The organism is uncultured Devosia sp. (assembly GCF_913055165.1).
Taxonomy (GTDB): Bacteria; Pseudomonadota; Alphaproteobacteria; order Rhizobiales; family Devosiaceae; genus Devosia.
This window is the reverse complement of sequence record NZ_CAJXJS010000054.1, coordinates 1-24,010: the sequence shown is the minus strand read 5'-3', so window position 1 is coordinate 24,010 and position 24,010 is coordinate 1. Positions and strand designations below refer to the sequence as shown.

27 protein-coding genes and 1 other RNA gene are annotated in these 24,010 nt (G+C 62.3%); 23 read left to right on the top strand and 5 right to left on the bottom strand.

The annotated features are described in order from the left end of the window. Nucleotides 1-1,973, bottom strand: a 1,973-nt coding sequence (gene tkt / locus QZ564_RS15155; protein WP_297111756.1) for a transketolase, incomplete at its 3' end; no start/stop codon positions are given. A 242-nt stretch (nucleotides 1,974-2,215) separates the two neighbouring features. Here tkt and QZ564_RS15150 point away from each other — a divergent pair. From QZ564_RS15150 to QZ564_RS15120, 7 genes are all read left to right on the top strand, one after another. Further along, nucleotides 2,216-2,503: a DUF4164 family protein gene (locus QZ564_RS15150; RefSeq protein WP_297111753.1), complete on the top strand. Its 288-nt coding sequence runs from the start codon at nucleotides 2,216-2,218 to the stop codon at nucleotides 2,501-2,503. 3 nt (nucleotides 2,504-2,506) lie between these two features. Continuing rightward, nucleotides 2,507-2,878, top strand: coding sequence for a cell division protein ZapA (gene zapA / locus QZ564_RS15145; RefSeq protein ID WP_297111750.1), 372 nt, complete (start codon nucleotides 2,507-2,509; stop codon nucleotides 2,876-2,878). Between the two features lie 71 nt (nucleotides 2,879-2,949). After that, nucleotides 2,950-3,107: non-coding RNA, 6S RNA (ssrS, locus tag QZ564_RS15140), on the top strand. 20 nt (nucleotides 3,108-3,127) lie between these two features. Continuing rightward, nucleotides 3,128-3,715, top strand: coding sequence for a 5-formyltetrahydrofolate cyclo-ligase (locus QZ564_RS15135; protein ID WP_297111747.1), 588 nt, complete (start codon nucleotides 3,128-3,130; stop codon nucleotides 3,713-3,715). After that, a complete protein-coding gene (locus QZ564_RS15130) occupies nucleotides 3,712-4,527 on the top strand; it encodes a TIGR00282 family metallophosphoesterase (RefSeq protein WP_297111744.1) in 816 nt (271 codons plus the stop codon). Before QZ564_RS15135 ends, QZ564_RS15130 begins: the two co-directional genes overlap by 4 nt. 168 nt (nucleotides 4,528-4,695) lie before the next feature. Next, nucleotides 4,696-6,114, top strand: coding sequence for a sodium:alanine symporter family protein (locus tag QZ564_RS15125; protein ID WP_297111741.1), 1,419 nt, complete (start codon nucleotides 4,696-4,698; stop codon nucleotides 6,112-6,114). Between the two features lie 115 nt (nucleotides 6,115-6,229). After that, nucleotides 6,230-6,976, top strand: coding sequence for a YebC/PmpR family DNA-binding transcriptional regulator (locus QZ564_RS15120; protein WP_297111738.1), 747 nt, complete (start codon nucleotides 6,230-6,232; stop codon nucleotides 6,974-6,976). A gap of 56 nt (nucleotides 6,977-7,032) precedes the next feature. Here QZ564_RS15120 and QZ564_RS15115 read toward each other — a convergent pair whose 3' ends face one another. Beyond that, a complete protein-coding gene (locus QZ564_RS15115; RefSeq protein ID WP_297111735.1) occupies nucleotides 7,033-7,812 on the bottom strand; it encodes a GGDEF domain-containing protein in 780 nt (259 codons plus the stop codon). Between the two features lie 506 nt (nucleotides 7,813-8,318). Here QZ564_RS15115 and ruvC point away from each other — a divergent pair. The 7 genes from ruvC to ybgC are packed head-to-tail and all read left to right on the top strand — an operon-like array spanning nucleotide 8,319 to nucleotide 11,924. Next, nucleotides 8,319-8,825, top strand: a complete 507-nt coding sequence (ruvC, locus tag QZ564_RS15110) for a crossover junction endodeoxyribonuclease RuvC (RefSeq protein ID WP_297111733.1) — start codon at nucleotides 8,319-8,321, stop codon at nucleotides 8,823-8,825. Further along, the gene (gene ruvA, locus QZ564_RS15105; protein WP_297111730.1) at nucleotides 8,822-9,439 is read left to right on the top strand and encodes a Holliday junction branch migration protein RuvA; all 618 of its coding nucleotides are present in this window, start codon (nucleotides 8,822-8,824) and stop codon (nucleotides 9,437-9,439) included. The genes ruvC and ruvA overlap by 4 nt, the downstream gene beginning before the upstream one ends. A 37-nt stretch (nucleotides 9,440-9,476) precedes the next feature. Beyond that, nucleotides 9,477-9,782, top strand: a complete 306-nt coding sequence (locus QZ564_RS15100; protein ID WP_297111727.1) for a hypothetical protein — start codon at nucleotides 9,477-9,479, stop codon at nucleotides 9,780-9,782. A 7-nt stretch (nucleotides 9,783-9,789) separates the two neighbouring features. After that, nucleotides 9,790-10,827: a Holliday junction branch migration DNA helicase RuvB gene (ruvB, locus tag QZ564_RS15095; protein WP_297111724.1), complete on the top strand. Its 1,038-nt coding sequence runs from the start codon at nucleotides 9,790-9,792 to the stop codon at nucleotides 10,825-10,827. Next, nucleotides 10,824-11,333 carry an NUDIX domain-containing protein gene (locus QZ564_RS15090; RefSeq protein ID WP_297111721.1) on the top strand — a complete coding sequence of 170 codons (510 nt, stop codon included), beginning with the start codon at nucleotides 10,824-10,826 and terminating at the stop codon, nucleotides 11,331-11,333. Before ruvB ends, QZ564_RS15090 begins: the two co-directional genes overlap by 4 nt. After that, nucleotides 11,320-11,529, top strand: a complete 210-nt coding sequence (locus tag QZ564_RS15085) for a DNA-directed RNA polymerase subunit alpha C-terminal domain-containing protein (protein WP_297111718.1) — start codon at nucleotides 11,320-11,322, stop codon at nucleotides 11,527-11,529. The genes QZ564_RS15090 and QZ564_RS15085 overlap by 14 nt, the downstream gene beginning before the upstream one ends. Beyond that, nucleotides 11,526-11,924: a tol-pal system-associated acyl-CoA thioesterase gene (gene ybgC / locus QZ564_RS15080; RefSeq protein ID WP_297111715.1), complete on the top strand. Its 399-nt coding sequence runs from the start codon at nucleotides 11,526-11,528 to the stop codon at nucleotides 11,922-11,924. Before QZ564_RS15085 ends, ybgC begins: the two co-directional genes overlap by 4 nt. Before the next feature lie 4 nt (nucleotides 11,925-11,928). On the opposite strand, the gene QZ564_RS15075 is transcribed toward ybgC, so the two are convergent. Continuing rightward, the gene (locus QZ564_RS15075; protein ID WP_297111712.1) at nucleotides 11,929-13,230 is read right to left on the bottom strand and encodes an FAD-dependent oxidoreductase; all 1,302 of its coding nucleotides are present in this window, start codon (nucleotides 13,228-13,230) and stop codon (nucleotides 11,929-11,931) included. A gap of 297 nt (nucleotides 13,231-13,527) precedes the next feature. Here QZ564_RS15075 and tolQ point away from each other — a divergent pair, with 297 nt between their 5' ends. The 9 genes from tolQ to QZ564_RS15030 all read left to right on the top strand — a co-directional run bounded on the left by tolQ (nucleotide 13,528) and on the right by QZ564_RS15030 (nucleotide 21,422). After that, nucleotides 13,528-14,229, top strand: a complete 702-nt coding sequence (gene tolQ / locus QZ564_RS15070; RefSeq protein WP_297111759.1) for a protein TolQ — start codon at nucleotides 13,528-13,530, stop codon at nucleotides 14,227-14,229. 1 nt (nucleotide 14,230) lies between these two features. Next, nucleotides 14,231-14,668, top strand: a complete 438-nt coding sequence (gene tolR / locus QZ564_RS15065) for a protein TolR (protein WP_297111709.1) — start codon at nucleotides 14,231-14,233, stop codon at nucleotides 14,666-14,668. Nucleotides 14,669-14,677: 9 nt separating this feature from the next. Then, nucleotides 14,678-15,847, top strand: a complete 1,170-nt coding sequence (locus tag QZ564_RS15060) for a hypothetical protein (RefSeq protein WP_297111706.1) — start codon at nucleotides 14,678-14,680, stop codon at nucleotides 15,845-15,847. Nucleotides 15,848-15,914: 67 nt separating this feature from the next. Next, nucleotides 15,915-17,225, top strand: coding sequence for a Tol-Pal system beta propeller repeat protein TolB (gene tolB / locus QZ564_RS15055; RefSeq protein WP_297111703.1), 1,311 nt, complete (start codon nucleotides 15,915-15,917; stop codon nucleotides 17,223-17,225). Between the two features lie 320 nt (nucleotides 17,226-17,545). Continuing rightward, the gene (locus QZ564_RS15050; RefSeq protein WP_297111699.1) at nucleotides 17,546-18,109 is read left to right on the top strand and encodes a fasciclin domain-containing protein; all 564 of its coding nucleotides are present in this window, start codon (nucleotides 17,546-17,548) and stop codon (nucleotides 18,107-18,109) included. A gap of 180 nt (nucleotides 18,110-18,289) precedes the next feature. Beyond that, nucleotides 18,290-18,778, top strand: a complete 489-nt coding sequence (gene msrB / locus QZ564_RS15045; protein ID WP_297111696.1) for a peptide-methionine (R)-S-oxide reductase MsrB — start codon at nucleotides 18,290-18,292, stop codon at nucleotides 18,776-18,778. Between the two features lie 55 nt (nucleotides 18,779-18,833). Then, a complete protein-coding gene (locus tag QZ564_RS15040; protein ID WP_297111693.1) occupies nucleotides 18,834-19,004 on the top strand; it encodes a hypothetical protein in 171 nt (56 codons plus the stop codon). Nucleotides 19,005-19,141: 137 nt separating this feature from the next. Further along, nucleotides 19,142-19,861: a gamma-glutamyl-gamma-aminobutyrate hydrolase family protein gene (locus QZ564_RS15035; RefSeq protein ID WP_297111690.1), complete on the top strand. Its 720-nt coding sequence runs from the start codon at nucleotides 19,142-19,144 to the stop codon at nucleotides 19,859-19,861. A gap of 64 nt (nucleotides 19,862-19,925) precedes the next feature. Then, entirely contained in the window at nucleotides 19,926-21,422 is a 1,497-nt protein-coding gene (locus QZ564_RS15030) for a methyl-accepting chemotaxis protein (RefSeq protein WP_297111687.1), read from the top strand. A gap of 71 nt (nucleotides 21,423-21,493) precedes the next feature. Here QZ564_RS15030 and yihA read toward each other — a convergent pair whose 3' ends face one another. Both yihA and yidC read right to left on the bottom strand, forming a co-directional pair. Next, on the bottom strand, nucleotides 21,494-22,138 hold the full coding sequence (yihA, locus tag QZ564_RS15025; RefSeq protein WP_297111684.1) for a ribosome biogenesis GTP-binding protein YihA/YsxC: 645 nt from the start codon (nucleotides 22,136-22,138) through the stop codon (nucleotides 21,494-21,496). Between the two features lie 69 nt (nucleotides 22,139-22,207). After that, a partial coding sequence (gene yidC / locus QZ564_RS15020) for a membrane protein insertase YidC (RefSeq protein WP_297111681.1) occupies nucleotides 22,208-24,010 on the bottom strand: 1,803 nt, incomplete at its 5' end.

Below are 24,010 nucleotides of genomic sequence, written 5' to 3'. Positions count from 1 at the left end.
AACTGACTGGTGACGGCTTCAACAACGGCCTTGGACGTAAGGCCAAAGTGGGCATAGAGCGCGTCGATCGGGCCGGAAGCGCCGAAGGAGTGCATGCCTACGAACTTGCCCTTATCGCCCAGAAGCTTGTTCCAGCTCATCTCGATGCCGGCTTCCACCGCCACGCGGGCCTTGGCGGAACCGAGGACTTCGGCCTTGTAGGCTTCGGGCTGCCTGGCGAAGAGTTCCATGGAGGGGACCGAGACAACGCGGGCCTTGATGCCCTGTTCGGTCAATTCCTTCTGGGCCTCGACGGCGATGGCCACTTCCGAGCCGGAGGCAAAGATCACGGCGTCCGCATCGGCTGGGCCGACCAGGGTGTAGGCGCCCTTGGCGGACTTGTTCTCGGCCGAATATTCGGTGCGCACAGCCGGCAGGTTCTGGCGGGAAAGGGCGAGGATGGAGGGGTTCTTGTGCGCCTCCATGGCCAATTCCCAGCATTCCGCGGTCTCCATGGCATCGGCCGGGCGGAAGACCAGGAGGTGGGGAATGGCGCGCAGGGCCAAGAGGTGTTCCACTGGCTGGTGGGTCGGGCCGTCTTCGCCCAGACCGATGGAATCGTGGGTCATGACGTAAATGACGCGCTGTTCCATCAGGGCGGACAGGCGGATGGCGGGGCGGGCATAGTCGGTAAAGACCATGAAGGTGCCGCCATAGGGGATGAGGCCGCCATGCAGCGCCACGCCATTCATGGCCGCGCCCATTTCGTGCTCGCGGATGCCATACATCATGTAGCGGCCGAGGCGATTGTCGGCCTGGAAGGGCAGGGTCTCGGGCGTATTGGTGAGGTTGGAATGGGTGAGGTCAGCCGAGCCGGCAAGGGTTTCGGGCACGGTCTTGTTGATGATCTCGAGGGCCATCTGGCTCGCCTTGCGGCTGGCAACCTTAGGCTTGTCCTCGGCCAGCTTCTTCTTGTAGGCGGCCATGGCGGCGGAGAAGTCGGCCGGGAGCTTGCCGGCCATCCGGCGGGTGAATTCGGCCTTCTTGTCCGAGGCGTTGAGGCGGGCTTCCCATTCCCCGCGCAGGTTCTGGCTGCGCTTGCCGGCGGCGCGCCAGGCCTCGAGAATGGTGGCGGGGATTTCGAAGGCGGGGTAGTCGATGCCGAGGGCCGCCTTGGCACCAGCGAGTTCCTCGGCGCCGAGCGGAGCGCCATGGACCTTTTCAGTGCCGGCCTTCTTGGGCGCGCCGAAGCCGATGGTGGTTTTGGCAGCAATCAGGGTCGGCTTGTCGGTCGAAGCCTTGGCGTCGTTGAGCGCCTTTTCGATGGCGGCCTGGTCGTGGCCGTCGATCTCGATGGTGTTCCAGCCCACCGCCTTGAAGCGGGCGATCTGGTCGGTAGAGTCGGCGTTGGACACCTTGCCGTCGATGGTGATGTCGTTGTTGTCCCAGATGACGATGAGCTTGTTGAGCTTCAAATGCCCGGCCAGCGAGATGGCTTCCTGGGAAATGCCTTCCATCAGGCATCCGTCACCGGCCAGTACATAGGTATGGTGGTCGACGAGGTCCGAGCCGAATTCGGCGGCGAGCTTGGCTTCGGCCACGGCAAAGCCGACCGAATTGGCGAGGCCCTGGCCGAGCGGACCGGTGGTGGTCTCAATGCCGGTGGCGTGACCGAATTCGGGATGACCGGCGGTCTTGGAGCCGAGCTGGCGGAAGTTCTTGACCTGATCGATGGTCATGTCTTCGTAGCCAAGCAGGTAGAGCGAGGAATAGAGCAGCATCGAGCCGTGGCCGGCCGAGAGGATGAAGCGATCGCGATCGGCCCAATGGGGATCGGCGGGATCAAACTTCATGACCTTGGTGAAGAGCACGGTGGCGATGTCGGCGCAGCCCATTGGCAGGCCGGGATGGCCGGAATTGGCTTTTTCGACTGCGTCCATGCTCAGCGACCGGATCGCATTGGCCAAATCGTTCTGCTGGGCTGTATTCGTCATGGAGAGACCGCTCGCTTGAAAAAGGCTAGGAAATGTCGGGAGCGGGCGCAGGGCAGCCTCCTCCCAAAGGCGGGGTTGAGCCATAACAGGTTCGTCTTGCCTGTCAATGTCAGCAGGGGCCACTTGCGTTCGGTTGGACGCCGGAAATCCGGGGGTCCGGGCGTGAACGCGGTTGCATTGCCACAATCGCTGGGGCAGGCTGGAAGGGTTGGAATCGTCGCGTCTTGAGGGCAGTAGCGGCCATGAGTGAGACGGAGCTTGAAGAGGGGCTGGTTGCGGCCACGGCGCGCTTCGATCGGGCGTTGGCGCGGCTGAACACCAGTGCCAAGGAGCTGGGCGTCCGTCTGCAGCGGCAGCAGCGTATCGATGTCGATACGCAAAGACTGGTGCATGAGCGGGCCCGGCTGGCCACTGAACTCGACAAAACGGCGGCGCGGGCCAAGCGCCTCGACGACAGCGCGCATGAGGTGTCGCGGCGTCTGGTTGAGGCAATGGAAACCGTGCGCTCAGTCCTGCAGAAGGCGGAGTAGGCCGTGCCTGAAGTCAATGTCGAGATCAATGGCCGCAAATACCGCATGGCTTGCGAGGAAGGCCAGCAGGGGCACCTGATCGGGCTGGCGGAGCGCTTCAACACACAGGTGGAGGGGCTCAAGGGCGCTGTCGGCGAGATCGGCGACAACCGGTTGACGGTTATGGCGGGGATCGCCGTGCTCGATGAACTTTCCGAGGCTGAGCGGAAGATCAAGGCGCTTGAGGCGCAGATCGCCGAATTGACCCAGGCCGGGCAGGACATTGCCACGGAGCTGGAAAACACCGAGGCGCAGTTTGCCGAGAAGCTGGCCGAAGCGGCCAAGGCGCTGGAAGGTGTGGCCGATACGCTGGACGCGGCGGTGACATTGCCGTGAGTTCAGTCGATCACGAGATTGGAAAATCTGCATTGCCGCTTTGCAGCCCCGACCGGAAACGCCTATATCTCGTGTCGCTGCCCGGCGCGTGAGGACACACACATCCCCGGGGCCTTAATCGATCCTAAGGGAGCTGTCCCTGACCGGGCCCGTGGGCTCGGACATACGGCGCCCACCTACGTATGTAGGTTCCCGGGATCGCAAGTCCCACGGCCAGGGCGGCACTGTATTTTTTGACGATGAGGGCGCATGGCGGACCAGGCAATCGAAGCAGCAAAGGCCGCATTGCGCGTGGAGGCACATGCTGCGCGCGCCGCCCTTTCGGCGGAGGAGCGCGCGGAGGCCGCCAAGGCGGTGGCCGGACATTTCTTTGAGACCGTGGCCTATGCGCCCGAAGACGTGATCGCCGGCTATTGGCGCATTCGCGATGAGCTGGACTGTCAGCCCATCCTCGTGCGCCTCATGGATAGCGGACAGAAGGTGGTTCTGCCCGTGGTGCAGGGAGCCGAAGCGCCGCTGGATATGCGTGTCTGGGAGGCAGACTCGCCGCTTTACGAGGCCGGCTTTGGTACATTGGCACCATCCGACCTGTCGCCGCGGGCCGTGCCCGACCTGGTGCTCATGCCGCTGCTTGGCTTCGACAATGAAGGGACGCGCCTCGGTTATGGTGGCGGCTATTACGACCGCACCCTGGCAGCGCTTCCCAAAAAGCCTTTGCTGGTCGGCTTGGCTTTCGCGGCGCAGGAAGTGCCGCATGTGCCGCGGGAGGCCCATGACGTGCCGCTGGATGTGATCGTTACCGAGAACGGGGTGCGGTTCCTCGGTTCGGCAGCATGAAATTTCTGTTTCTGGGTGACGTGATGGGCCGGTCCGGCCGCGACGCGGTGGCCGAACGCCTGCCGGGACTGATTGCCGATTACGGTTTCGATTTTGTGGTGGTCAATGGCGAGAACGCGAGCCACGGCAAGGGGCTGATCGAGAGCCATTATCAAGGCCTGCGTGATGCCGGGGCCGATATCGTCACCCTGGGCGATCACGCTTTCGACCAACGCGAGGCCCTGAGCTATATCGAGCGCGAGCCGCAATTGCTTCGCCCGCTGAACTATCCGCCCGGCACACCGGGGCGCGGCGCCATGCTGGTGGAAAGCCGCAAGGGGCACCGTGTGCTGGTGGTCAATGCACAGGGACGGGTTTTCATGCCGCCCATTGATGACCCGTTCCGCGCTGTCGAGGCGGCCCTTGCCGATTGTCCCCTGGGGGAAGTGGCTGATGCGGTGATTGTGGATTTTCATACCGAGGCCACATCCGAGATACAGGCCATGGGCCATTTTCTCGATGGCCGGGCGAGCCTGGTTGTGGGCACGCATACCCATATTCCCACGGCCGACCACCGCGTGCTCAAGGGTGGAACCGGCTTCATGGCTGATGCGGGAATGTGCGGAGACTTCGATAGCATTATCGGCACCGATACCGATGAACCGCTCAACCGCTTCCTGACCGGCATTCCGGGCGGACGCTTCACCCCGGCCGAGGGCGAGGCGACCCTTTGTGGCGTGGCGGTGGAGACCGATCCAGCGACGGGCCTCTGCCGAAAGATCGCGCCGCTTCGCGTTGGTGGCGTACTGGCGCAGGCGCTGCCCGACTTTTAGCTTCGCGTCTATTGGCAGATTTCCCCCTTGCTCTGACCGAATAATTGAGGTCGGATCGAGATGTTGCGCTTGGGGCGCCTCTATAGTGAATGGCTTGATCAGAACAGACTGGCCCCGGACGCGGCAGGCAGTGCCGATCAATCGTCCACGTAAGCGGGGAATGGGGCCGTGCTCGATCCAATCATCAATTTTCTCAACGATATTTTCTGGGGCTATGTCCTCATCTACGGTCTTCTGGCGGTAGGTCTGTTCTTCACGATCCGGCTGGGCTTTATCCAGTTCGTCAATTTCGGGGAGATGTTCCGCGCCGTACTCGGCTCGCGCCAGGGGGACAGCGCCGGTATCTCACCCTTTCAGGCTCTCACAATCAGCCTCGCCTCGCGGGTCGGCACGGGCAATCTCGCCGGTGTGGCAGTCGCGCTTTACCTGGGTGGGCCGGGTGCCATTTTCTGGATGTGGATGGTGGCGCTGGTCGGGATGGCCACGGCCTATTCCGAATCTACCTTGGCCCAGCTTTACAAGGTCAAGAACGAGGACGGACAATATCGCGGCGGTCCGGCCTTCTATATCGCCAAGGGGCTCAAGGCGCCCTGGGCGGGAGCGATTTTTTCGGTATGCCTGATCCTGGCGTTCGGGCTGGTGTTTAATGCCGTGCAGGCCAATTCCATCGCCGATGCGATGCAGGGGGCCTTTGGGTTCGACAAGCTATGGGTTGGCGTGGCACTGGCCCTGCTCACCGGCATCGTCATTTTTGGCGGTATCCGGCAGATTGCGCGGGTGGCCGAGATCGTGGTGCCATTCATGGCCGTCCTCTACCTGCTGGTGGCGCTCTATGTGGTGGCGATCCACATCGGCGAAGTGCCGGGCATGCTGGGGCATATCGTGCAGTCGGCCTTCGGGCTCGACGCTGCCGGTGGCGGCCTCGCCGGGGCGCTGCTCAATGGGGTCAAGCGGGGCCTCTTCTCCAACGAGGCAGGCATGGGGTCGGCCCCCAATATTGCGGCCGTGGCGACGCCCGATCCGCACCATCCTTCCTCGCAAGGCTTCGTGCAGGCGCTGGGCGTGTTCATTGATACGTTGCTGATCTGTACGGCGACGGCGCTGATGATCCTGCTCTCGGGCGTGATGGTAGAGGGCGGTGAATTGACCGGAACGCCGCTGACGCAGGCGGCGATGACGGTTCACATTGGTGGGGCGGGGCAATATTTCATTGCCATCGCCATCCTGTTCTTCGCCTTCACCTCGATTATCGGCAATTACTCCTATGCCGAAAACGCCATGACCTTCCTCAGGGTCGGGAACAGGCCGGGCCTGACCGTGTTGCGGTTAGGTGTGTTGGCCATGGTGGTCTGGGGTGCCTATGAGAGCGTTGCGACTGTCTTTAACGCGGCCGACGCTTCCATGGGCCTGATGGCGACGGTCAACCTGATCGCGATCGTGTTGCTCTCGGGCACCGTGGCCAAGCTGACAAAGGACTATCGGGCCCAACGCAAGGCCGGCAAGGTGCCGCTGTTCCATGCGGCGGACTATCCCGAGCTGGCCGGAAAGATCGACCAGAGTATCTGGAACAAGCACGATCCGGGCTGATCAAAGGCTGCGCAACCAGGCCTGCCCGGTGTCACGCCGGGCAGGCGCTTTATTTTTGCGCTGCGCCCCCCTATAAGCGGCCTCGAACTCCAGAATTGCATATCCGAGGTTACCCATGGCTGGCCATTCCCACGCCAAAAACATCATGCACCGCAAGGGCAAGTCGGACGCGATCCGGTCCAAGATCTTTTCCAAGCTGGCCCGCGAAATCACGGTGGCGGCCAAGATGGGCCAGCCCGATCCCGCCTTCAATCCACGCCTGCGCCTGGCCATCGCCAATGCGCGCGCCCAGTCCATGCCCAAGGACAATATCGAACGCGCCATCAAGAAGGCAGCGGGCGGCGACGCGGAGAATTATGATGAGATCCGCTATGAGGGTTATGGCCCCGGTGGCGTGGCCGTCATCGTCGAGGCACTGACCGACAATCGGAATCGCACCGCGTCCAATGTGCGCTCCTATTTCTCCAAGAATGGTGGCGCGCTGGGCGAAACCGGTTCGGTCGGCTTCATGTTCGACCGGGTGGGCGAAATCACCTATCCGGCCGCTGCCGGTTCGGAAGACAAGGTGATGGAGGCCGCCATCGAGGCCGGCGCCGACGACGTCGAGAGCGACGACGAGAATCACTACATCTATACCAGCTTCGAGAACATGGCCGAGGTGTCGGCCGAGCTCGAGAAGGTTCTGGGTGAGGCCGAGTCGGTCAAGGCCATCTGGCGGCCACAGAACCAGACGCCGATCGATGCCGAAAAGGGTGCGACGCTCCTCAAGCTGATCAACATCCTGGAAGAAGACGATGACGTGCAGAACGTCTATTCGAACTTCGACATGAGCGATGAAGACGCTGCCAAGCTGGGCGTCTGAGGGCCAGGAAAAGCGCTATCGACAAAAGGGCGGTCCAGAAGGCCGCCCTTTTTGTGTCAGGCGCTGAGCGGCAGTTTTATGATCGGGTGGTCTTCGACGCTGGCTACCACAACCGCGTTGCGGCCGGCATGCTTGGCGCCATAAAGGTGTTGGTCGGCGATGCGAAACAGTTCGGCGAAATTGGTGGGCGCAGAAAACGCGACGCCGCCAATGCTGACCGAAAGCGGATGGGCTTGGCCCTCCGGGGCAAAGCAGGTGACGATGACGGAAAGGCGGATGCGTTCAGCCACGATCTGCGCCTGATATTGGTTGACCCCGGGAAGGAGCACCGCAAATTCTTCTCCGCCCATGCGCCCAACGATGTCGCCACTGCGCAAAGTCGAGCGAATGGCCCGCGCGATGATGGTCAGCGCCGCATCGCCGTGTTCGTGACCGTAGCGGTCATTGATGGCCTTGAAGTTGTCGGCATCGATCATCAGAAGCGCGCCGCTGGCATCGGCGGGCGCCTTTGCCAGCCAGTCATTGACGCGGCTGGTGAAGGCGCTTCGGTTGAGGCAGGCAGTCAGTCCGTCGGTGCGAGCGACCCGGTTGAGGCGCAAATTGGCCCGGGTGAGAGTGCGCAATCGCAGGCTGAAGAAGAAAAAGAGCGGGGCCCCGATGATGGTTGGTACAACGGTGGCGCCGACGAATAGTCGGCGGGTCAATTCGGCGTCCAGATCCTTGAACAGCACAGCAGTGAAGACCAATGATGCCACCACGCAGGCAAGTGTGCCGAACAGGGTCCATCGGCCCACACTGGACCAACCCGGTAGTGCCATGGTCTTTGAAAACAGCATCGCAAGTGACTCGATCTGAAAATTGAGCGGCCCGGCCAGTCGCGCCGGGGATTAGGTCTGGCTATGACATTTCGCCGTCACGGCGGTGTGTCAAAGTGCCACTCGAAATGACCAACAGAATACCAACCCCTTTGCATTTTTCTCTGGTGTTCTGTAATTGCCGGCAGCGTGCTAAATTCAAGATGTAAACTGTTAAAATACTTGCAACGGCTCATGACGGATCGATATATGCACTCTCGTTGGAAAATCGAGAACGCCTTCATCGCATCATTGGTTCCGCTAAATTTTTGAAGTCCCGAGAAAGACCTGCGTTGCGGCCGGTTAACTTTCGCGGACATTTGCGCCCCATTTCCTGCATTCCCGATTTCAAGGTAGAGTTCGTCCCTCTACGGATGGTTTCCAGCATAGCTAAATCTTTATGCAGCGCTGCTGCCCAAGTGTATTTTGTTGCCTATTTGTTCACTTCGGGCTTGGTAAGCTGCGGTCTGCTGCTTACAAGGAAGACCATGACCAAGACGGTACGAATCATCGGCATTGATCCGGGGCTGCGGCGTTGCGGCTGGGGCATCATCGAAGCGGTGGACAATCGGTTGAGCTATGTGGCCGGCGGCACGCTGACGCCACCGATCGATGGGGCGCTGGCCGATCGCCTGGCAGCGCTGGCGGAGGCGCTGGGGGCGGTGCTGGACCAGTACCGGCCCGATGAGGCCGCCGTGGAAGAGACATTCGTCAATGCCGGGCCGCGCTCGGCGCTGATCCTGGGGCAGGCGCGCGGGGTCACGCTGGTCGTGCCGGCTCTACGGGGGCTTGTTGTCGCCGAATATGCCACCAACCTCGTCAAGAAGTCGGTGGTGGGGACCGGCCATGCGGAGAAGAATCAGGTGGGCCTGATGGTCAAGACATTGCTGCCCGCCGCGGTGGTGAAAGGCGCGGACGCGGCCGACGCGCTGGCTGTGGCGATCTGCCACGCGCATCACCGGGTTTCGGCGCGTCGCATGGGAGCCCTGGCATGATCGGAAAATTGAAGGGCCTGGTCGACAGTTTTGGCGATGACTGGGTGCTGATCGATTGCGGCGGGGTTTGCTACGAGGTTTTCTGCTCGGGACGGACGCTGCAGGCACTGCCGCGCGTAGGCGAGGCGGCGGTGGTGTTTATCGAGACGATCGTGCGCGAGGACCTGATCCGCCTTTATGGCTTTGCCAACGAAGCGGAAAAGAGCTGGTTCAACCTGTTGACCACGGTCCAGGGGGTCGGCTCACGGGTGGCCCTGGCGATCCTTTCGGTGATGTCACCGGCCGAGTTGTCGAGCGCAGTGGCGCTGCAGGACAAGGCGATGATCGGTCGCGCCAATGGCGTGGGGCCAAAATTGGCCATGCGCGTTGTCACCGAGCTCAAGGGCAAGGTGCCGACCATCGGCGCAGTGGATGCAGGCACCCTGGGCCTGCAGAGCGCGCTGGGCGAGGGCGTGGCCGCGGGCAATGTCAGCGATGCGGTGTCGGCCTTGACCAATCTGGGCTATTCGAGCGCGCAGGCCTCGTCGGCGGTGGCGCGGGTGGTGGCCAAGGAAGGCGAGGATACGCCGACCGAGAAGTTGATCCGGCTCGGGCTGAGGGAATTGAGCACTTGAGCAGTAACGAGAACGGAAGCGGACGAGGGAAAGCGCCATGATCCGAAATGGAATGCGGGCAGGGATCCTTGCGGCAAGCGTGCTCACAATGCTGGCCGCTGTGCCACCAGCGGTGGCCAACCAGAATGAAGCGACGGCCGTGGCTATCTGGTTTGTTGAGGCAGATGGCTCGACCAAGCCCTATTACTTTCACGATCCTGCCAAGCCACTGCCGCGGTGGTCGTGTGATGCGCGGCTCGATTATCTGACCAAGATGTTTTTCCGCATGACGCGAAAGAACCCTGACCTCAAGGACAAGACGGCCGTGCGCTCGGCCTGCGTCCCGGTCTCCAGCATTCAGTAGGACAGGCGTGACCAATCTGACCTCCGCATCCGCCGGCCGCGATGACAATCTTGATGTTTCCCTGCGCCCCTCGGGCTTCAGCGATTTTGTCGGGCAGGCCGATGCGCGCGCCAATCTTGAGGTGTTTATCGAAGCGGCCAAGAAACGCGGCGCGGCGCTGGATCATGTGCTGTTTGTCGGGCCGCCGGGCCTGGGCAAGACGACGCTGGCGCAGATCATCGCCAAGGAGCTGGGCGTCGGGTTTCGTGCCACATCCGGCCCGGTGATTGCCAAAGCGGGGGATTTGGCGGCGCTGCTGACCAATCTCGAAGAACGCGATGTGCTGTTTATCGACGAAATCCACCGGCTCAATCCGGCGATCGAGGAAGTGCTCTACCCAGCGATGGAGGATTTCCAGCTCGACCTGATCATCGGCGAGGGGCCGGCGGCGCGTTCGGTGCGGATTGACCTAGCCAAATTTACCCTGGTGGGCGCGACGACGCGCGCGGGGCTGCTGACCACGCCGCTGCGCGATCGCTTCGGCATTCCGGTGCGGCTCAATTTCTATACGCCTGAGGAACTGGTGCAGATCGTCACCCGTGGCGCAAGGCTGCTGGGCATGGCGATGGCGCCGGACGGGGCCATGGAGATCGCTCGCCGCTCGCGCGGGACGCCGCGTATCGCAGGACGCCTGCTGCGCCGGGTGATCGATTTTGCCATGGTGGATGGCGCCGAAGAGGTCAACCGGGCGGTGGCGGACAAGGCGCTGCTGCGGCTGGACGTCGATGCGCGGGGGCTGGACCAGCTTGACCGGCGCTATCTCAACACGATTGCAGATTTCTACAATGGCGGGCCGGTGGGTATTGAAACCATCGCGGCGGCGCTGAGCGAGCCGCGTGACGCGATCGAGGAGATCGTCGAGCCCTATTTGCTGCAGCAGGGCTTCATCCAGCGCACCCCCCGCGGCCGCACGCTGACCGCGATTGCCTTCCAGCACTTGGGCAAGGTGGTGCCGCAGGGTTTTGTCGGGTTGCAATCGAGCCTGTTCGAGGAGGACGGGGAATGAGCGCCCGGCATGTCATCAGCTTTCCCATTGACGGGCAGCGGTTCAATTTCCGCGCGGCCGGGATCATAATTGTCGATGGGCATGTGCTGGTCTGCCGCGAGGACGATGACGACTACACCATGCTGCCCGGCGGGCGGATCGAGCTGGGCGAAGATAGCCGGCTCAGCCTTGAGCGTGAGATGGAAGAGGAGCTGGCCATGCCGGCAACGCTGGGGCGGATGATCGCCACGTCGGAGAGCTTTTACCGGCGCGACGAAGAGGACTTTCATGAGCTTGGGTTTTTCTACGCCGTGGAACTGCCGGGACAGGCGCCCAATGGCGCTTCGCCCTGGTTGCAGCGGCCCGATGAAGGGCACATCCTCTCTTTTTATTGGGTGCCGATTGCTGGCGCGGCCCTGGAGGACTTCAACCTCAAGCCACGCTGGCTGCCCGATTTCCTGCGCCGGCTGCCCGATGGCCATGTTCATGTGACCCATGATGAACGGGGTAGCAATGAGCAAGCCTGACGATCCGATCGCCGGAACGCTCAAGTTGAGCCGTCCGGCTCATCGGGCGCTGGCATCGGCCGGGATCAACACCTATGCCGATCTGGCACAATGGGCGCGGAAGGATGTTGCGGACCTGCATGGCGTAGGGCCGAAGAGCTTCGACGAACTGGACCCGGCGCTCAAGGCACGTGGCCTGGACTACAAGGCGCCATGAGCAACCATCGCATCCCTGTCCGCATCTACTACGAAGACACCGATTTTTCGGGCAATGTCTATCACGCCGCCTATCTCAAGTTCTTCGAACGCGGCCGGACCGAGTTCCTGCGCGATCTGGGCGTGCATCACAGTGAGTTGGCCGAGCAGGGGATCGCCTTTGCCGTGCGGTCCATGGAGATCGACTTTGCCGCCGCCGCGCGGATCGACGATCTGCTGACCATCCAGACCGCGGTTGCGGCGTCGAGCGGGGTTCGCCTGGTGCTTGAGCAGTCGGCCCTGCGTGGCGAGACTGTCATTGCCAGCGCCCGGGTCACCGTGGTCGCCATCAAGATGAGTGGCGGACCGGCTCGGCTGCCCGCCGATCTGCGCGCCCTTTTAGTACCGGGCGCCTGAACCTTCAATTCGGCGGCGCCGAGTCATCCAGCTTGATGGCTTTGAGCTTGTCGATGCCAAGCACCTGCAGCGCCAGCTTTTCGTAGAAGGGTTCGGAGGTGCCAGACCGCATCTTGTGCAGGAAGTATTTTTCAAAGCCGATCTTGGCCGCGTGCACCCATTTACCCGAGGATGCCCAATTGACGTTGCGGGGCGGGATTTGCGGCTGGGCCACGAAGGCGACGCCGCCATCGCCAAAATCGGCAAGGCAGATGGCGTTCCATGTGGCCTCGGCCTGTGGCTGCTTGCCGGCAACCAGATTGGCAATGTTGTGCGCGGTGGCTGTCACCATGGATTCGATCATGAATCCGGTCTTGGGCACGCCGACCGGCACCGGGGTCTTGCCGGTGGGCGGAATGGCGACGCAAACGCCGATGGCGAAAATCTCGGGGAAGGCCGGATTGCGCTGATACTTGTCGACAAGGATGAAGCCGCGGGGATTGGTCAGCCCTTCAATGTCGCGCACTGCCGCGACACCGCGGAAGGCGGGGAGCATCATGGCATAGGTGAAAGGCAGGTCATGCTGACCGACGGCCTGGCCGTCCTCGCCGATTTCGGCGACGTGGAGATGACCATCGGCGAACTTGTCGACCTTGGCGTTGCAGATCCACTTGATATGGCGTTGGCGCATCTCGCTTTCGAGCAGGCCCTTGGTGTCGCCGACGCCGTCCAGCCCCAGATGGCCGATATAGGGCTCGGAGGTGACGAAGGTCATCGGGACCTTGTCGCGTACCTTAGCGTCGCGCAGGGCCTTGTCGAGGATGAAGGCGAACTCATAGGCCGGTCCGAAGCAGGACGCACCTTGTACGGCGCCAATGATCACGGGGCCGGGATTGGCCACGAGACGCTCGAATGCAGATTTGGCCGATACGGCGTGATCCACGAAACAGACCGACTGAGTCTCGTGTTCCGGACCAAACCCTTCGATTTCATCGAAGGCAAGTTCGGGGCCGGTGGCAATGACCAGGTAATCATAGTCGATGGCGCTGTCGTCGAGCAGCTCGATCCTGCGCGCAGCAGGGTCCAGGCGACGGGCACCCTGGGGATAGAAGTCGATATTTCGGCGGGCAAGGACCGGCCCGAGATCGATCTCGACATCGGTGCGGTCGCGCCAACCAACGGCCACCCAGGGGTTGGAAGGCACAAAGGAATAGCGGGCGCCCTTGTTGATGACTGATATGCGATGTTCGGTGCCGAGCTTGTCGCGCAGCTCATAGGCCATGATGGTGCCGCCAAGGCCGGCGCCGAGAACAACAATATGTGACATTGCATCTGCCTCCCTATGGCCTCCGCCCCGAACAGGTCGCGGCCATTGTGAAGCCAGTATGATCCTGGTGGGCGTGCGGGTTCTTGATCTGGCGCAAATGACGGGTGCGGTTCCGGAATCGGTTTATTAACCCTTTGGTGACCATAAGGAGCCAATAGGCAGATTTGCGCCGCGCCGGACCCCACCAGCGCCCGGAATTGCGGGCATTTCTCTTAATTTTGACAGATTTCGTCCCCATCGCAGCCCGCATGGGGCCGACGCCTGAGGCCCGCCGAAAGGGATAATTGCATGGAAGCCATGGATGCTGTGGGAACGGTCGCTCCGCATGCTGACCTTTCCATCTGGGGTTTGTTCTGGGCCGCTGACTTTGTGGTCAAGTCGGTCATGCTGGGGCTCCTCGCCGCTTCGATCTGGTGCTGGGCCATCATCATAGACAAGACCATTACCTATCGCCGGACGCAGGCGGAAATGAACCGTTTTGAGCGGACTTTCTGGTCCGGCCAGTCGCTGGAGGAGCTTTACCAGCAGCAGGCTGAAAGGCCCTCGGGCGGGCTGGGCGCGGTTTTCGTCGCCGCCATGAAGGAATGGAAGCGGAGCCACGAGCAGAATGCGGCGAGCTTTGTGGGCATGCAGCAGCGGCTCGACAAGGTGCTCGATGTGGCCATTTCCCGCGAGAGCGAATATCTCGAGAAGCGATTGAGCTTCCTGGCGACGGTGGGGTCTGCTGGGCCGTTCATCGGGTTGTTCGGTACGGTCTGGGGCATCATGAATGCCTTCACCAATATTGCGGCATCGTCCGATACCAATCTGGCCGTCGTCGCCGGGCCGATCGCCGAGGCGCTGTTTGCCACCGCGATTGGCCTGGTGGCCGCTATCCCGGCCGTGATCGCCTATAACAAGCTCTCCTCCGATGCCGGTAAGATGATCGGCCGGCTGGAAGGGTTTGCCGACGAGTTCTCGACCATTCTTTCCCGTCAGCTCGAAGCGCGGGGCCGCTGACATGGGCATGGGTGTCGCATCAGGCGGCGGAGGCGGCGGGCGCCGCCGGCGCCGCAAGAGCCGGGCGATCATGAGCGAAATCAACGTGACGCCGATGGTCGACGTCATGCTGGTGCTGCTGATCATCTTCATGGTGGCCGCGCCGATGATGACCTCTGGGGTGCCGGTGGATTTGCCGCGTACGGCGGCCAATGAACTGCCGAGCCAGACACGGCCGATTACGGTTTCGGTGTCGCCCGATGGAGCGATCTTTGTCGATGAGGCACCGGTGGGCGAGGCAGAGCTGGTCGCCACGATGGGCACTTTGGCCACCACGGAAGACCGCATTTATCTGCGCGGTGACACCACCGCCAATTATGGCACCGTGATGCGCGTCATGGGGCTGCTCTCGTCCGCCGGCTACACCAAGATCGGGCTCGTCACCGAGCGCGAGAGGTAGACCTCGCTCATGCGTACGGGCCTCGTCGTTTCGGTATCTGCCCATGTGCTGCTATTGGTGCTCGGTCTGGTCAATCTGGGATTGACCGAGCCGCTGCAGCCCAATGTGCAGTCCATTGCCGTCGACCTAGTGCCGATCGAGGAATTCTCCAATATCCGCATGGGGCAGCTCGATAGCGAGGTGGTGGAGACCGATACGCCTTCGGCTGTCGAAAGCGAAGATCCGGCCGAGCTGGCGCAGCCCACGGGTAATACTGAACAGGATCAGGTGACGCCATCGCCGGCCGATGTGCCGACGCCAGCCCCGGTGACAGAAACGGCTCCGGCACCTGAGGCTGAGCCTGCGCCAGAGCCGGAGCCGACACCGGAGCCGGAGCCTGCGCCCGAACCGGAACCTGCGCCCGAACCCGAGCCAGCACCAACACCGGTGACCCTGCCGCAGACGCGGCCGGAGGACCTTGCGCCGCCGCCTGAGCCAGAGCCAGAGCCTGCACCGGAACCCGAGCCGATCCCGGAACCAGAGCCGGAGCCAACGCCGGAACCTGAGCCGGAGCCCGAGCCAGAGCCCGAGCCAGAACCAACGCCGGAACCAACGCCGGAACCGACCCCCGATCCAACGCCGCCGCAGGTGGACGTGGCGCTGCCGACGTCGCGACCGACCGACCTTGCCCAAATTCGTGAACAGGCATTGGCAGCGGAACGGCGCCGCCGGGAAGAGGAGGAACGGCAACGCCAGGCTGCTGCGGCCGCCGCACAACAGGCGCCGCCGACCGAGATCAGTTCGGAAACGGCCGACGAGATTTCCTCGATCATCAACAATGCACCGACCACCGGAGCGACGACCGGGCAGGGCGGCTCACCGACGCTGGGCGATACGACCGGCACGTCGGCGCGTCTGAGCCAGACGGCCATCGATGGGCTGGTGGCCAAGATCAAGACCTGCTGGAACCTGCTGCCAAGCGATTTCAACAGCGGCATGAATGTGACGCTGAGCGTGAGCATGAACCGTGATGGCAGTGTCGCAGGAACGCCGCAGATTGTTGCGTCCGACCCTTCCACTGCCGGGCAGGCGATAGCGCGGGCGGCGCAGCGGGCGGTGATGCAATGTGGTCCCTACACCATGCTTTCGGCTGACGCCTATGACGAATGGCGGCAGATCGAAGTGGAACTCAGACCCTGACCTTGAATTTGCCAGTTTGCTGGCCAAACTGCGGCCAAAACGGCATGACCGGAGAAATTTAGGACCGATGACCCTGTTCAACCGACGCACAGCGCTCAAGCTTGGCCTTGCCGGCGGCGCCCTGCTGGCCACCGCGCCAATGACCCTGGCGCAGCTGCGCATCGTGGTGGAAGGCGCCAACTTCCAGCCGCTGCCGATTGCCATACCCGACTTCGCCTCCTCCGACCCGGCCTTCGGGCGTGAGATCGCCGATATCGTGCGCAACAATCTGCGCCGGTCCGGCCTGTTCCTGCCGCTCGATCCGGCCTCGCTGCCGGTGGCCGTGGGCGATGTGAACGCAACGCCCGACTTCAATGTGTGGCGCACGGCCAATGTCGATGGCGTGGTGATGGGCGCAGTAGAGCGCGGCGGGCAGATCACAGCATCGGTGCGCGTATGGGACACACAGCAGGCCGCGCAGGTGGTCGGCAATTCGTATGCCACCGATCCCAATTCGGCGCGCCGCATCGGGCATCTGGTGTCTGACGCCATCTATTCGCAGCTGACCGGCGGCACCGGCTATTTCGACACCCGCGTTCTCTATGTGGCCGAGAGCGGACCCAAGGCCAATCGGGTGCGGCGCCTGGCCATCATGGATCAGGATGGCGCCAATGTGAGCTATCTCACCGATGGGCAGACCATGGCGCTGACGCCGCGGTTCTCGCCCAATGGTGACCTGGTCACCTATATGAACTTCGCCGAAGGCAATCCGCAGGTCTACCTGCTGCAGCTCTCGACCGGCCGGCAGCAGCGGCTGGCTAATGTGGGGGCCATGACCTTTGCGCCGCGGTTCTCGCCCGATGGCAACACGGTGGCCTTTTCGGTCGAGCAGGGTGGTGCGACCAATCTCTATGCGGTCTCCACCGGTGGCGGGCAGCCCTTGCAGCTGACCTCGGGTGCGGCGATCGACACGTCGCCCTCCTATTCGCCCGATGGCAGCCGGATCATCTTCGAGAGCGACCGGGGCGGTTCGCCGCAGATCTACCTGATGGGCGCCGGTGGCGGAAATGCCCAGCGGATCAGTTTTGGTCAGGGCAGCTATTCAACCCCGGTCTGGTCGCCCAATGGAGATCTCATCGCCTTCACGCGGCAATCGGGCGGGCAATTCCATATCGGCATCATGAACCCGGATGGGTCCGGTGAGCGGCTGCTGTATTCGGGCTATCACGCAGAGGGGCCGACCTGGGCCCCCAATGGCCGCGTCATCATGTTCTTCCAGGATCCTGGCGGCAATGACGGCCCGCGCCTGATGAGCGTGGATATCTGGGGCCGTGCAGCCCAGACCGTGCCCACCGAAAGCTATGCTTCAGACCCGTCCTGGTCGGGGCTCCGGGGCTAGTCGGCCAGACCAGATGAAACCAGATAGCCCTCCCGCGCGCGCGGGAGGGCTTTTTTTGTTTGTCGAGGGGAACCCGGCCGCATGAAGGGGCTTTTGTACGCGGCCGGGCGGCGGTTGGATCACTGCTAATTTTTCTTGTCCTGACGCCTGTCGGACAAGCCTGTTGTTCTTTCAAGCTACTGAAGTATATGGCTTTTTGAGAAACCTTCGGTTCCAGGCGATTTTTTGGAGCCAAGCGAAACTGGCTGCGGCGGGGCTCCGTAACTTCCTGCGTCCCATCCGAGGGGTGGGAACAGAATTACACAGGAAGGAACTAACAGATGACTCTTTCTCTTCGCGCTCTCTCCGTCGCTGCCGTACTGGCTTTCGGTTCGGTTGCCGGTGCCGTTGTGGCTCAGGACAACCCAATGGTTGGTGGTGCTGCCATGCCGGCCACCAACAACATCATCGAAAACGCCGTGAACTCGGCTGACCACACCACTCTGGTTGCTGCCGTTCAGGCCGCAGGCCTGGTCGAGACTCTGTCGGGCGAAGGTCCGTTCACCGTGTTCGCGCCGGTCAATGCTGCCTTTGAAGCCTTGCCGGAAGGCACCGTTGAAGGGCTGCTTGCCCCCGAAGCCAAGGATCAGCTGACTGCCGTCCTGACCTATCACGTGATTGCCGGTGACATTCACTCGGGCGACCTGGTGCAGCTGATCAATGACAATGGCGGTGAGTATAGCGCGGCGACCGTGCAGGGCGGTGAGCTGACCTTCAGCCTGGATGGCGACATGGTCAAGATCACCGACGCCAATGGTGGCATGGCCACCGTCACCATCGCCGATGTCGACCAGTCCAATGGCGTGATCCACGTCATCGACGCGGTTCTGCTGCCGGCGATGTAACCAAAGCCTGCACAGCAACGAATAGTGCAGGACAGAGGGCTCCGCATGCGACCGTCCCGATATGCGGAGCCTCACCTTGACGTGACCCAGATGGACGCCTGCACGCGTTCGTGGTCACGTCTCTCTTGCACAACGCTTTCCGGCCAGCGCCGGGCAGCGGTCATTTAGAGGAGAAGCGTGATGGCTCTCAATCGTCGCCAGCTATTGGTCAATGGTTCCATATTGAGCCTGGCTGCCGCACTCGGTCTGGGCCGGTCTGCGCTGGCCGCAGAGGGGGATTTTCCGTTTACCCTGACCGATGCGGAATGGCGGGAGCGGCTCTCGCCCGCCGCCTATCAGGTGTTGCGTCACGAGGACACCGAACGCCCCTTCACATCGGCACTCAATAACGAGAAGCGTGTTGGCATCTTCCATTGCGCTGGGTGTGACCAGGCCCTGTTTGATTCCGAAACGAAGTATGACAGCGGCACCGGATGGCCCAGTTTCTGGGACTTCATCCCCGGGGCAATCGGCACCAAGGAGGACAATTCCTTGTGGATGACCCGGATCGAGGTGCACTGCTCCAATTGCGGTGGCCACCAGGGGCACGTCTTCGAGGATGGCCCGCCACCGACTGGTCTGCGCTATTGCATCAACGGGTTGGCCCTGCGGTTCGAACCGGCTGCATAGTTGAGGGAACATTGCGGTTTCCCGCTCATTGGTTCTCCCGAAAGGAGAGCGAATGATGACCGACAAAAATCAATCTCAGGACACCCCTGATCCAAAGCTGGATAAGGTCAGCACTGGCGGCCATCTGGGCGGAACGCATTTTGGCCAGGCTGCCGGAGATGCCAAGACCAAGGAAGACCGGCGCGATGGCGGGCGCAAGGCTCGCCCCAATGACGGCAGCAATTGATCCCTCGTTGTATTACGAGCGCCTTGCCTCTAAGGGGCAGGGCGCGCCGTGATGCGGAGCAGCAATGGTCTACGCAAAGCGGCTTTACTTTCCCCTCAAACGCATTACCTCATGGTCGAACGACGATGCGGGCGACCATGAAAATCACGACAATCGAAGTGGGGCGGGTGCCCCAGCCGCTGGAACAGGATTACTCTCCCTATCGTGAGATGTTCCAGACCATGTTCTCCTCGACGGGCATGGCGTTCGAACACGATGCGATCGATGTGCTCGGGGGACAGCCACTGCCCGACCCTTCGACACTCGAAGGGATCGCGATAACCGGTTCTTCCGCTGGTGTTTACGAAGACCACGACTGGTTGCCGCCATTGCGTGAGTTCATTCGCAAGGCCTATGCGGCGCGGACGCCTATGCTCGGTATCTGTTTCGGGCATCAAGTCATGGCCGATGCGCTCGGGGGCGACGTTCGCAAGTCCGAGAAGGGCTGGGGGCTGGGGCGGCACCAATATCAGGTCGTGGCGCGTCCCGATTTCATGGCGTCTGCGCCAGAGACGCTTTCAGTTGTTTGCTCGCACCAGGATCAGGTAATTACGCCTCCGTCGGAGGCGGAGGTCGTTCTGGCTTCCGACTTTGCGCCGCATGCCGGGCTGTTCTACCGCACCGGCCAGGCCCTGAGCTTCCAACCGCATCCGGAATTTGACGACAGCTATGGCCGGGCATTGGTGGAATTGCGGCGCGGGCGGGCAACGGATGACGTCATTGAATCTGCGCTGGCCTCTTTTTCAACCGGTTCGGACAGCCCGAAGCTGCGCGACTATATCGCACAGTTCATGCATCAGGCGGCCGCGCGGCGATAAGCTGGAATTAACCATGTCAGGTGGATGTTGACGGCTCAACTCGTTCTGGGCATCAGGCATTCACATGAGCCGCTTCGGTCAGCTTTCCATCACGCAAAAACTCGTTCTCGCCTTTGTCGGCTTCGGGGCACTGGTCCTCGGTTTCGGCGGTGTGGCGCTGGCCCAACTGATGGCGCAAGGGAATATGACGGTCGTGGCTCTGTTGGCGGCGGCGGGAGCGTCGGCAGCGGCGGGTTGCCTCAGCGTCTTCCTGCTATTCCGCGGCGTGGTGTCCAAGCGGCTTGCAGCTCTGGTCGATATCACCGGGGCCCTGACTTCCGGCAAGACTGATGTCGCCATCCCGGCGCAAAAGGCACAGGACGAATTGACGGTGATGTTCGACGCCTTTGGGCGGTTTCGGGATGCCCTGGTACAGCAGGCCGCACTGGAGGAGAGCGAGCGCCAGCGTGGCGTCTCCGATGGGCAGCGTCGGCGAGCCTCCGATCGGCTGACCGACGATCTGCGCGCCACCCTGCAGGCCGTGATGCAAGGACGCCTGTCGGAGCGCGTCGATGACAATTACGAACAGGACGAGCTGCGGCAGCTTGCCAATGAGGTCAACTCCTTGCTCGCAGCACTGGAGCGCGGTTTGACAGCCACGGGCCATGTGTTGTCCGGCCTGGCGCGGGCTGACCTGACCCAGCGCGTCACGGGAGAGTTTTCCGGCGCCTTCGCCGAGCTGCGGGACAATACCAATGCCGTGGCTGACCGCATGGCCCGGGTCATGGGCGATCTGCAGGAAACCTCTCGCCGGTTGAAAACAGCGACCGGGGAAATTCTGACGGGTTCGAACGACTTGTCGGAACGGACCAGCCGCCAGGCGGCGATGGTTGAACAGACATCGGCCACGGTCGAGCAGCTTTCGACGACTGTTGGCGCCAATGCAAGGCGCGCCGAGGAAGCCAACCAAGCGGTGGGGTCAGCTTCGCGCATTGCGGTGGAAAGCGGCGCGGCCATGGAAGCGGCGAGCGCTGCCATGGAGAAGATTTCGGCCTCGTCCGCCAAGATATCCAACATCATTGGCCTGATCGATGACATCGCCTTCCAGACCAATCTGCTGGCCCTGAACGCATCGGTCGAGGCGGCGCGGGCGGGAGAAGCAGGCAAGGGGTTCGCGGTGGTGGCGGTGGAAGTGCGCCGTCTCGCACAGAGCGCTGCCGAGGCCTCATCCGACATCAAGCAATTGATCGATATCTCGGTGGAAGAGGTCAAGTCGGGCACCGAGGTGGTGATGCAGATCGGTGAACGGATCAGCGCCCTCAACATGTCGGTGACCGAGAGCGCCAAGCTGATCGGGGAGATCACCGCCGCCAGCCGGCAACAGGCCATTGCCATTGATGAGGTGCACGTGGCCGTCCAGCAGATGGATGAGATTACCCAGCACAATGCTGCGCTAGTGGAGCAGACCAATGCGTCAATCGAGCAGACCGAGGCGCAGGCCGGCGAACTGGACCGGATAGTGGCCGTGTTTTCGATTGGCCGGGAAGGTCAGGGCCGTGCCGGCACACGGCGAGCAGCCTGACAGTTCGGCCAGCAGGAACGCGACACAGGAAAGGGCGCCGCGGGGCGCCCTTCGTTTCTTAGGGGAGGCGATCAGCCTTCAAGCAGGAGGGCGATCTCGGTTCGCAACTGGGTGAGGCCGGTGCCCTTTTCACTCGAGGTCTCGATGATGTCGGGATGGGCGGCCGGCCGCTTGGCGATGGCAGCGCGGGTCTTCGCGATATTGCTCTCGAGGTCCTTGGCTGATGGCTTGTCGACCTTGGTCAGCACCACCTGGTAGCTGACAGCGGCGCGATCCAGTTCGTTCATCACCGAAAGGTCATTGTCCTTGGGGCCGTGGCGGCTGTCCACCAGCACATAGACGCGCCGCAGCGTGGCGCGGCCGGTGAGGTATTGGTGGATTAGCGCCGTCCAGGCCCGCACCTTGGGCTCGGGCGCCTTGGCGTAGCCATAGCCCGGCATGTCGACGATGCGCAGGTTCTCGCTCTGGCTCTCAAAGATATTGAGTTCCTGGGTGCGGCCTGGCGTGTTGGAGGTGCGAGCCAGCCCAGAGGTACCGCACAGGGCGTTGATCAGGCTCGATTTGCCCACATTGGAGCGTCCGGCAAAGGCAATCTCGATCCGATCCATCGGCGGCAGGTCGGCCAGCTTGACGCAGCCTTTGACGAACAGAAACGGCCGCGCGAACATCAGGCGACCACGCTCGATGATGTCGGGGGAGTAGTCTGGCTGGGTCATGCAGTTTGATTCCACAAAGGAGAAGCCCGCCGGGTGAGCGGCGGGCCTTCTTGAGACGGGTCAGATGGCTCAGCTCTTGCCTTGTTCGGCCGATTTGGGCTTGCGGCGGAAGCTGTCCATGATGTTGCCGAACAGGTTCACCTCGGCGCCATGCCGCTTCATGATGAACCACTGCTGGGCAATCGAGAGCGTGTTGTTCCAGGCCCAGTAAATCACCAGACCCGCGGGGAATGTGCCCAGCATGAAGGTGAAGATCACCGGCATCCAGTTGAAGATCATCGCCTGGGTCGGATCCGGCGGGGGCGGGTTCAGGCGCATCTGGACCCACATGGTGATGCCCATGATGACCGGCCAGATACCCAGGTGCAGGAAGCCGCCGATGACCGGCATGACCGTGGGGTCCCAGGGGATCAGGCCGAACAGCGTGAAAATATTGGTCGGATCGGGCGCCGCCAGGTCCTGGATCCAGCCGAAGAACGGCGCGTGCCGCATTTCGAGCGAGATGAAGATGACGGTATAGAGCGCAAAGAAGACCGGGATCTGGATGAGGATTGGCCAGCAACCGGAAAGCGGATTGATCTTCTCTTTCTTGTAGAGCTCCATCATCGCCTGCTGCTGGGCGGCGCGGTCGTCCTTGAGGCGCTCCTGGATGGCCTTCATTTCCGGCTGCACCCGGCGCATGGCGGCCATGGAGGCATAGGACCGGTTGGCCAGCGGGAAGAAGATGGCCTTGACGATGACCGTTACGGCCAGCACGGCCAGGCCGAAATTGCCCAGTACGCCATAGAGCGTGACCAGCAGCCAATGCATCGGCTTGGTCAGGAAGTGGAACCAGCCCCAGTCGATGAGCAGCTCGAGGCGATCAAAGCCGTAGGTTTCCTGATAGCTGGCAATGACCCGGTCTTCCTTGGCGCCGGCAAACACATAAGCTTCATGGCTGACCGTGGCGCCGGCCGGGATCATGACCGGCTGGGTTTCAACATAGTTGGTCTGGTAGACATTGGTGCCGCCCGACTGGGAATAGGCGAAGCGCGCATTGATCGCCGTACCGGCCTTGGGCAGGACAGCCGTCGCCCAATATTTGTCAGCGATGCCGAGCCAGCCGGTGGTCGAGGAAAAATCGACCTGCTTCTCGTTCTGGAGGTCCGCATATTTGCGGGCGACATAATTGTTTGAGCCCAATACGCCGATGGGACCCTCGTGCTGAATAAAGAAATTCTGCACTTGCGGGTTGCCGTGGCGGACAACACGCGAGTAGGGGAACAGCGCCACATCGCCCGCCCCGGTGTTTTCGACGGTCTGAGTGACGGTGAAGAGGTAGTAGTCATCAACGGCAAAGGTGCGGTGGAAGATGAGGCCCGCGCCATTGTCGAAACGCAGGGTCACCGGCGTTTCGGCGGTGAGGGTCGCATTGTCACCCTCAACGGTCCAAACCGACTGGCTGGTGGGCAGCGCCACATCAGAACCGGCGGCCGCGGCCCAGCCCTGTTCGACGAAATAGGCGTCGGGCAGGCCGGCGGGCTTAAGCAGAGCAATGATGGCAGAATCCGGATCGACCGTTTCGCGATACTGCTTGAGTTGCAGGTCATCGATGCGGGCGCCGGTCAGGTTAATGGAACCCTCAATGTCGGCGGTCGATATGGTGACGCGGTCCGTGGCCGCCAGCGCGGTCGTGCGGTCGGCAAAGGCTTGCGGGGCATCGGTCGCGGTGGTCGGGGTGGCAGCTGACCCATCGGCACTGGTCGAGGGAACGGCAAGCTGATCGGCCTCGGCCTGCTGGGCAGCGGCTATTTCCGCCTGGCGCTGGGCCTGTTCGAGTTGCGGACCGGCAATGAAAAACTGCCAGCCGAACAGCACGATCATGCTGAGCAC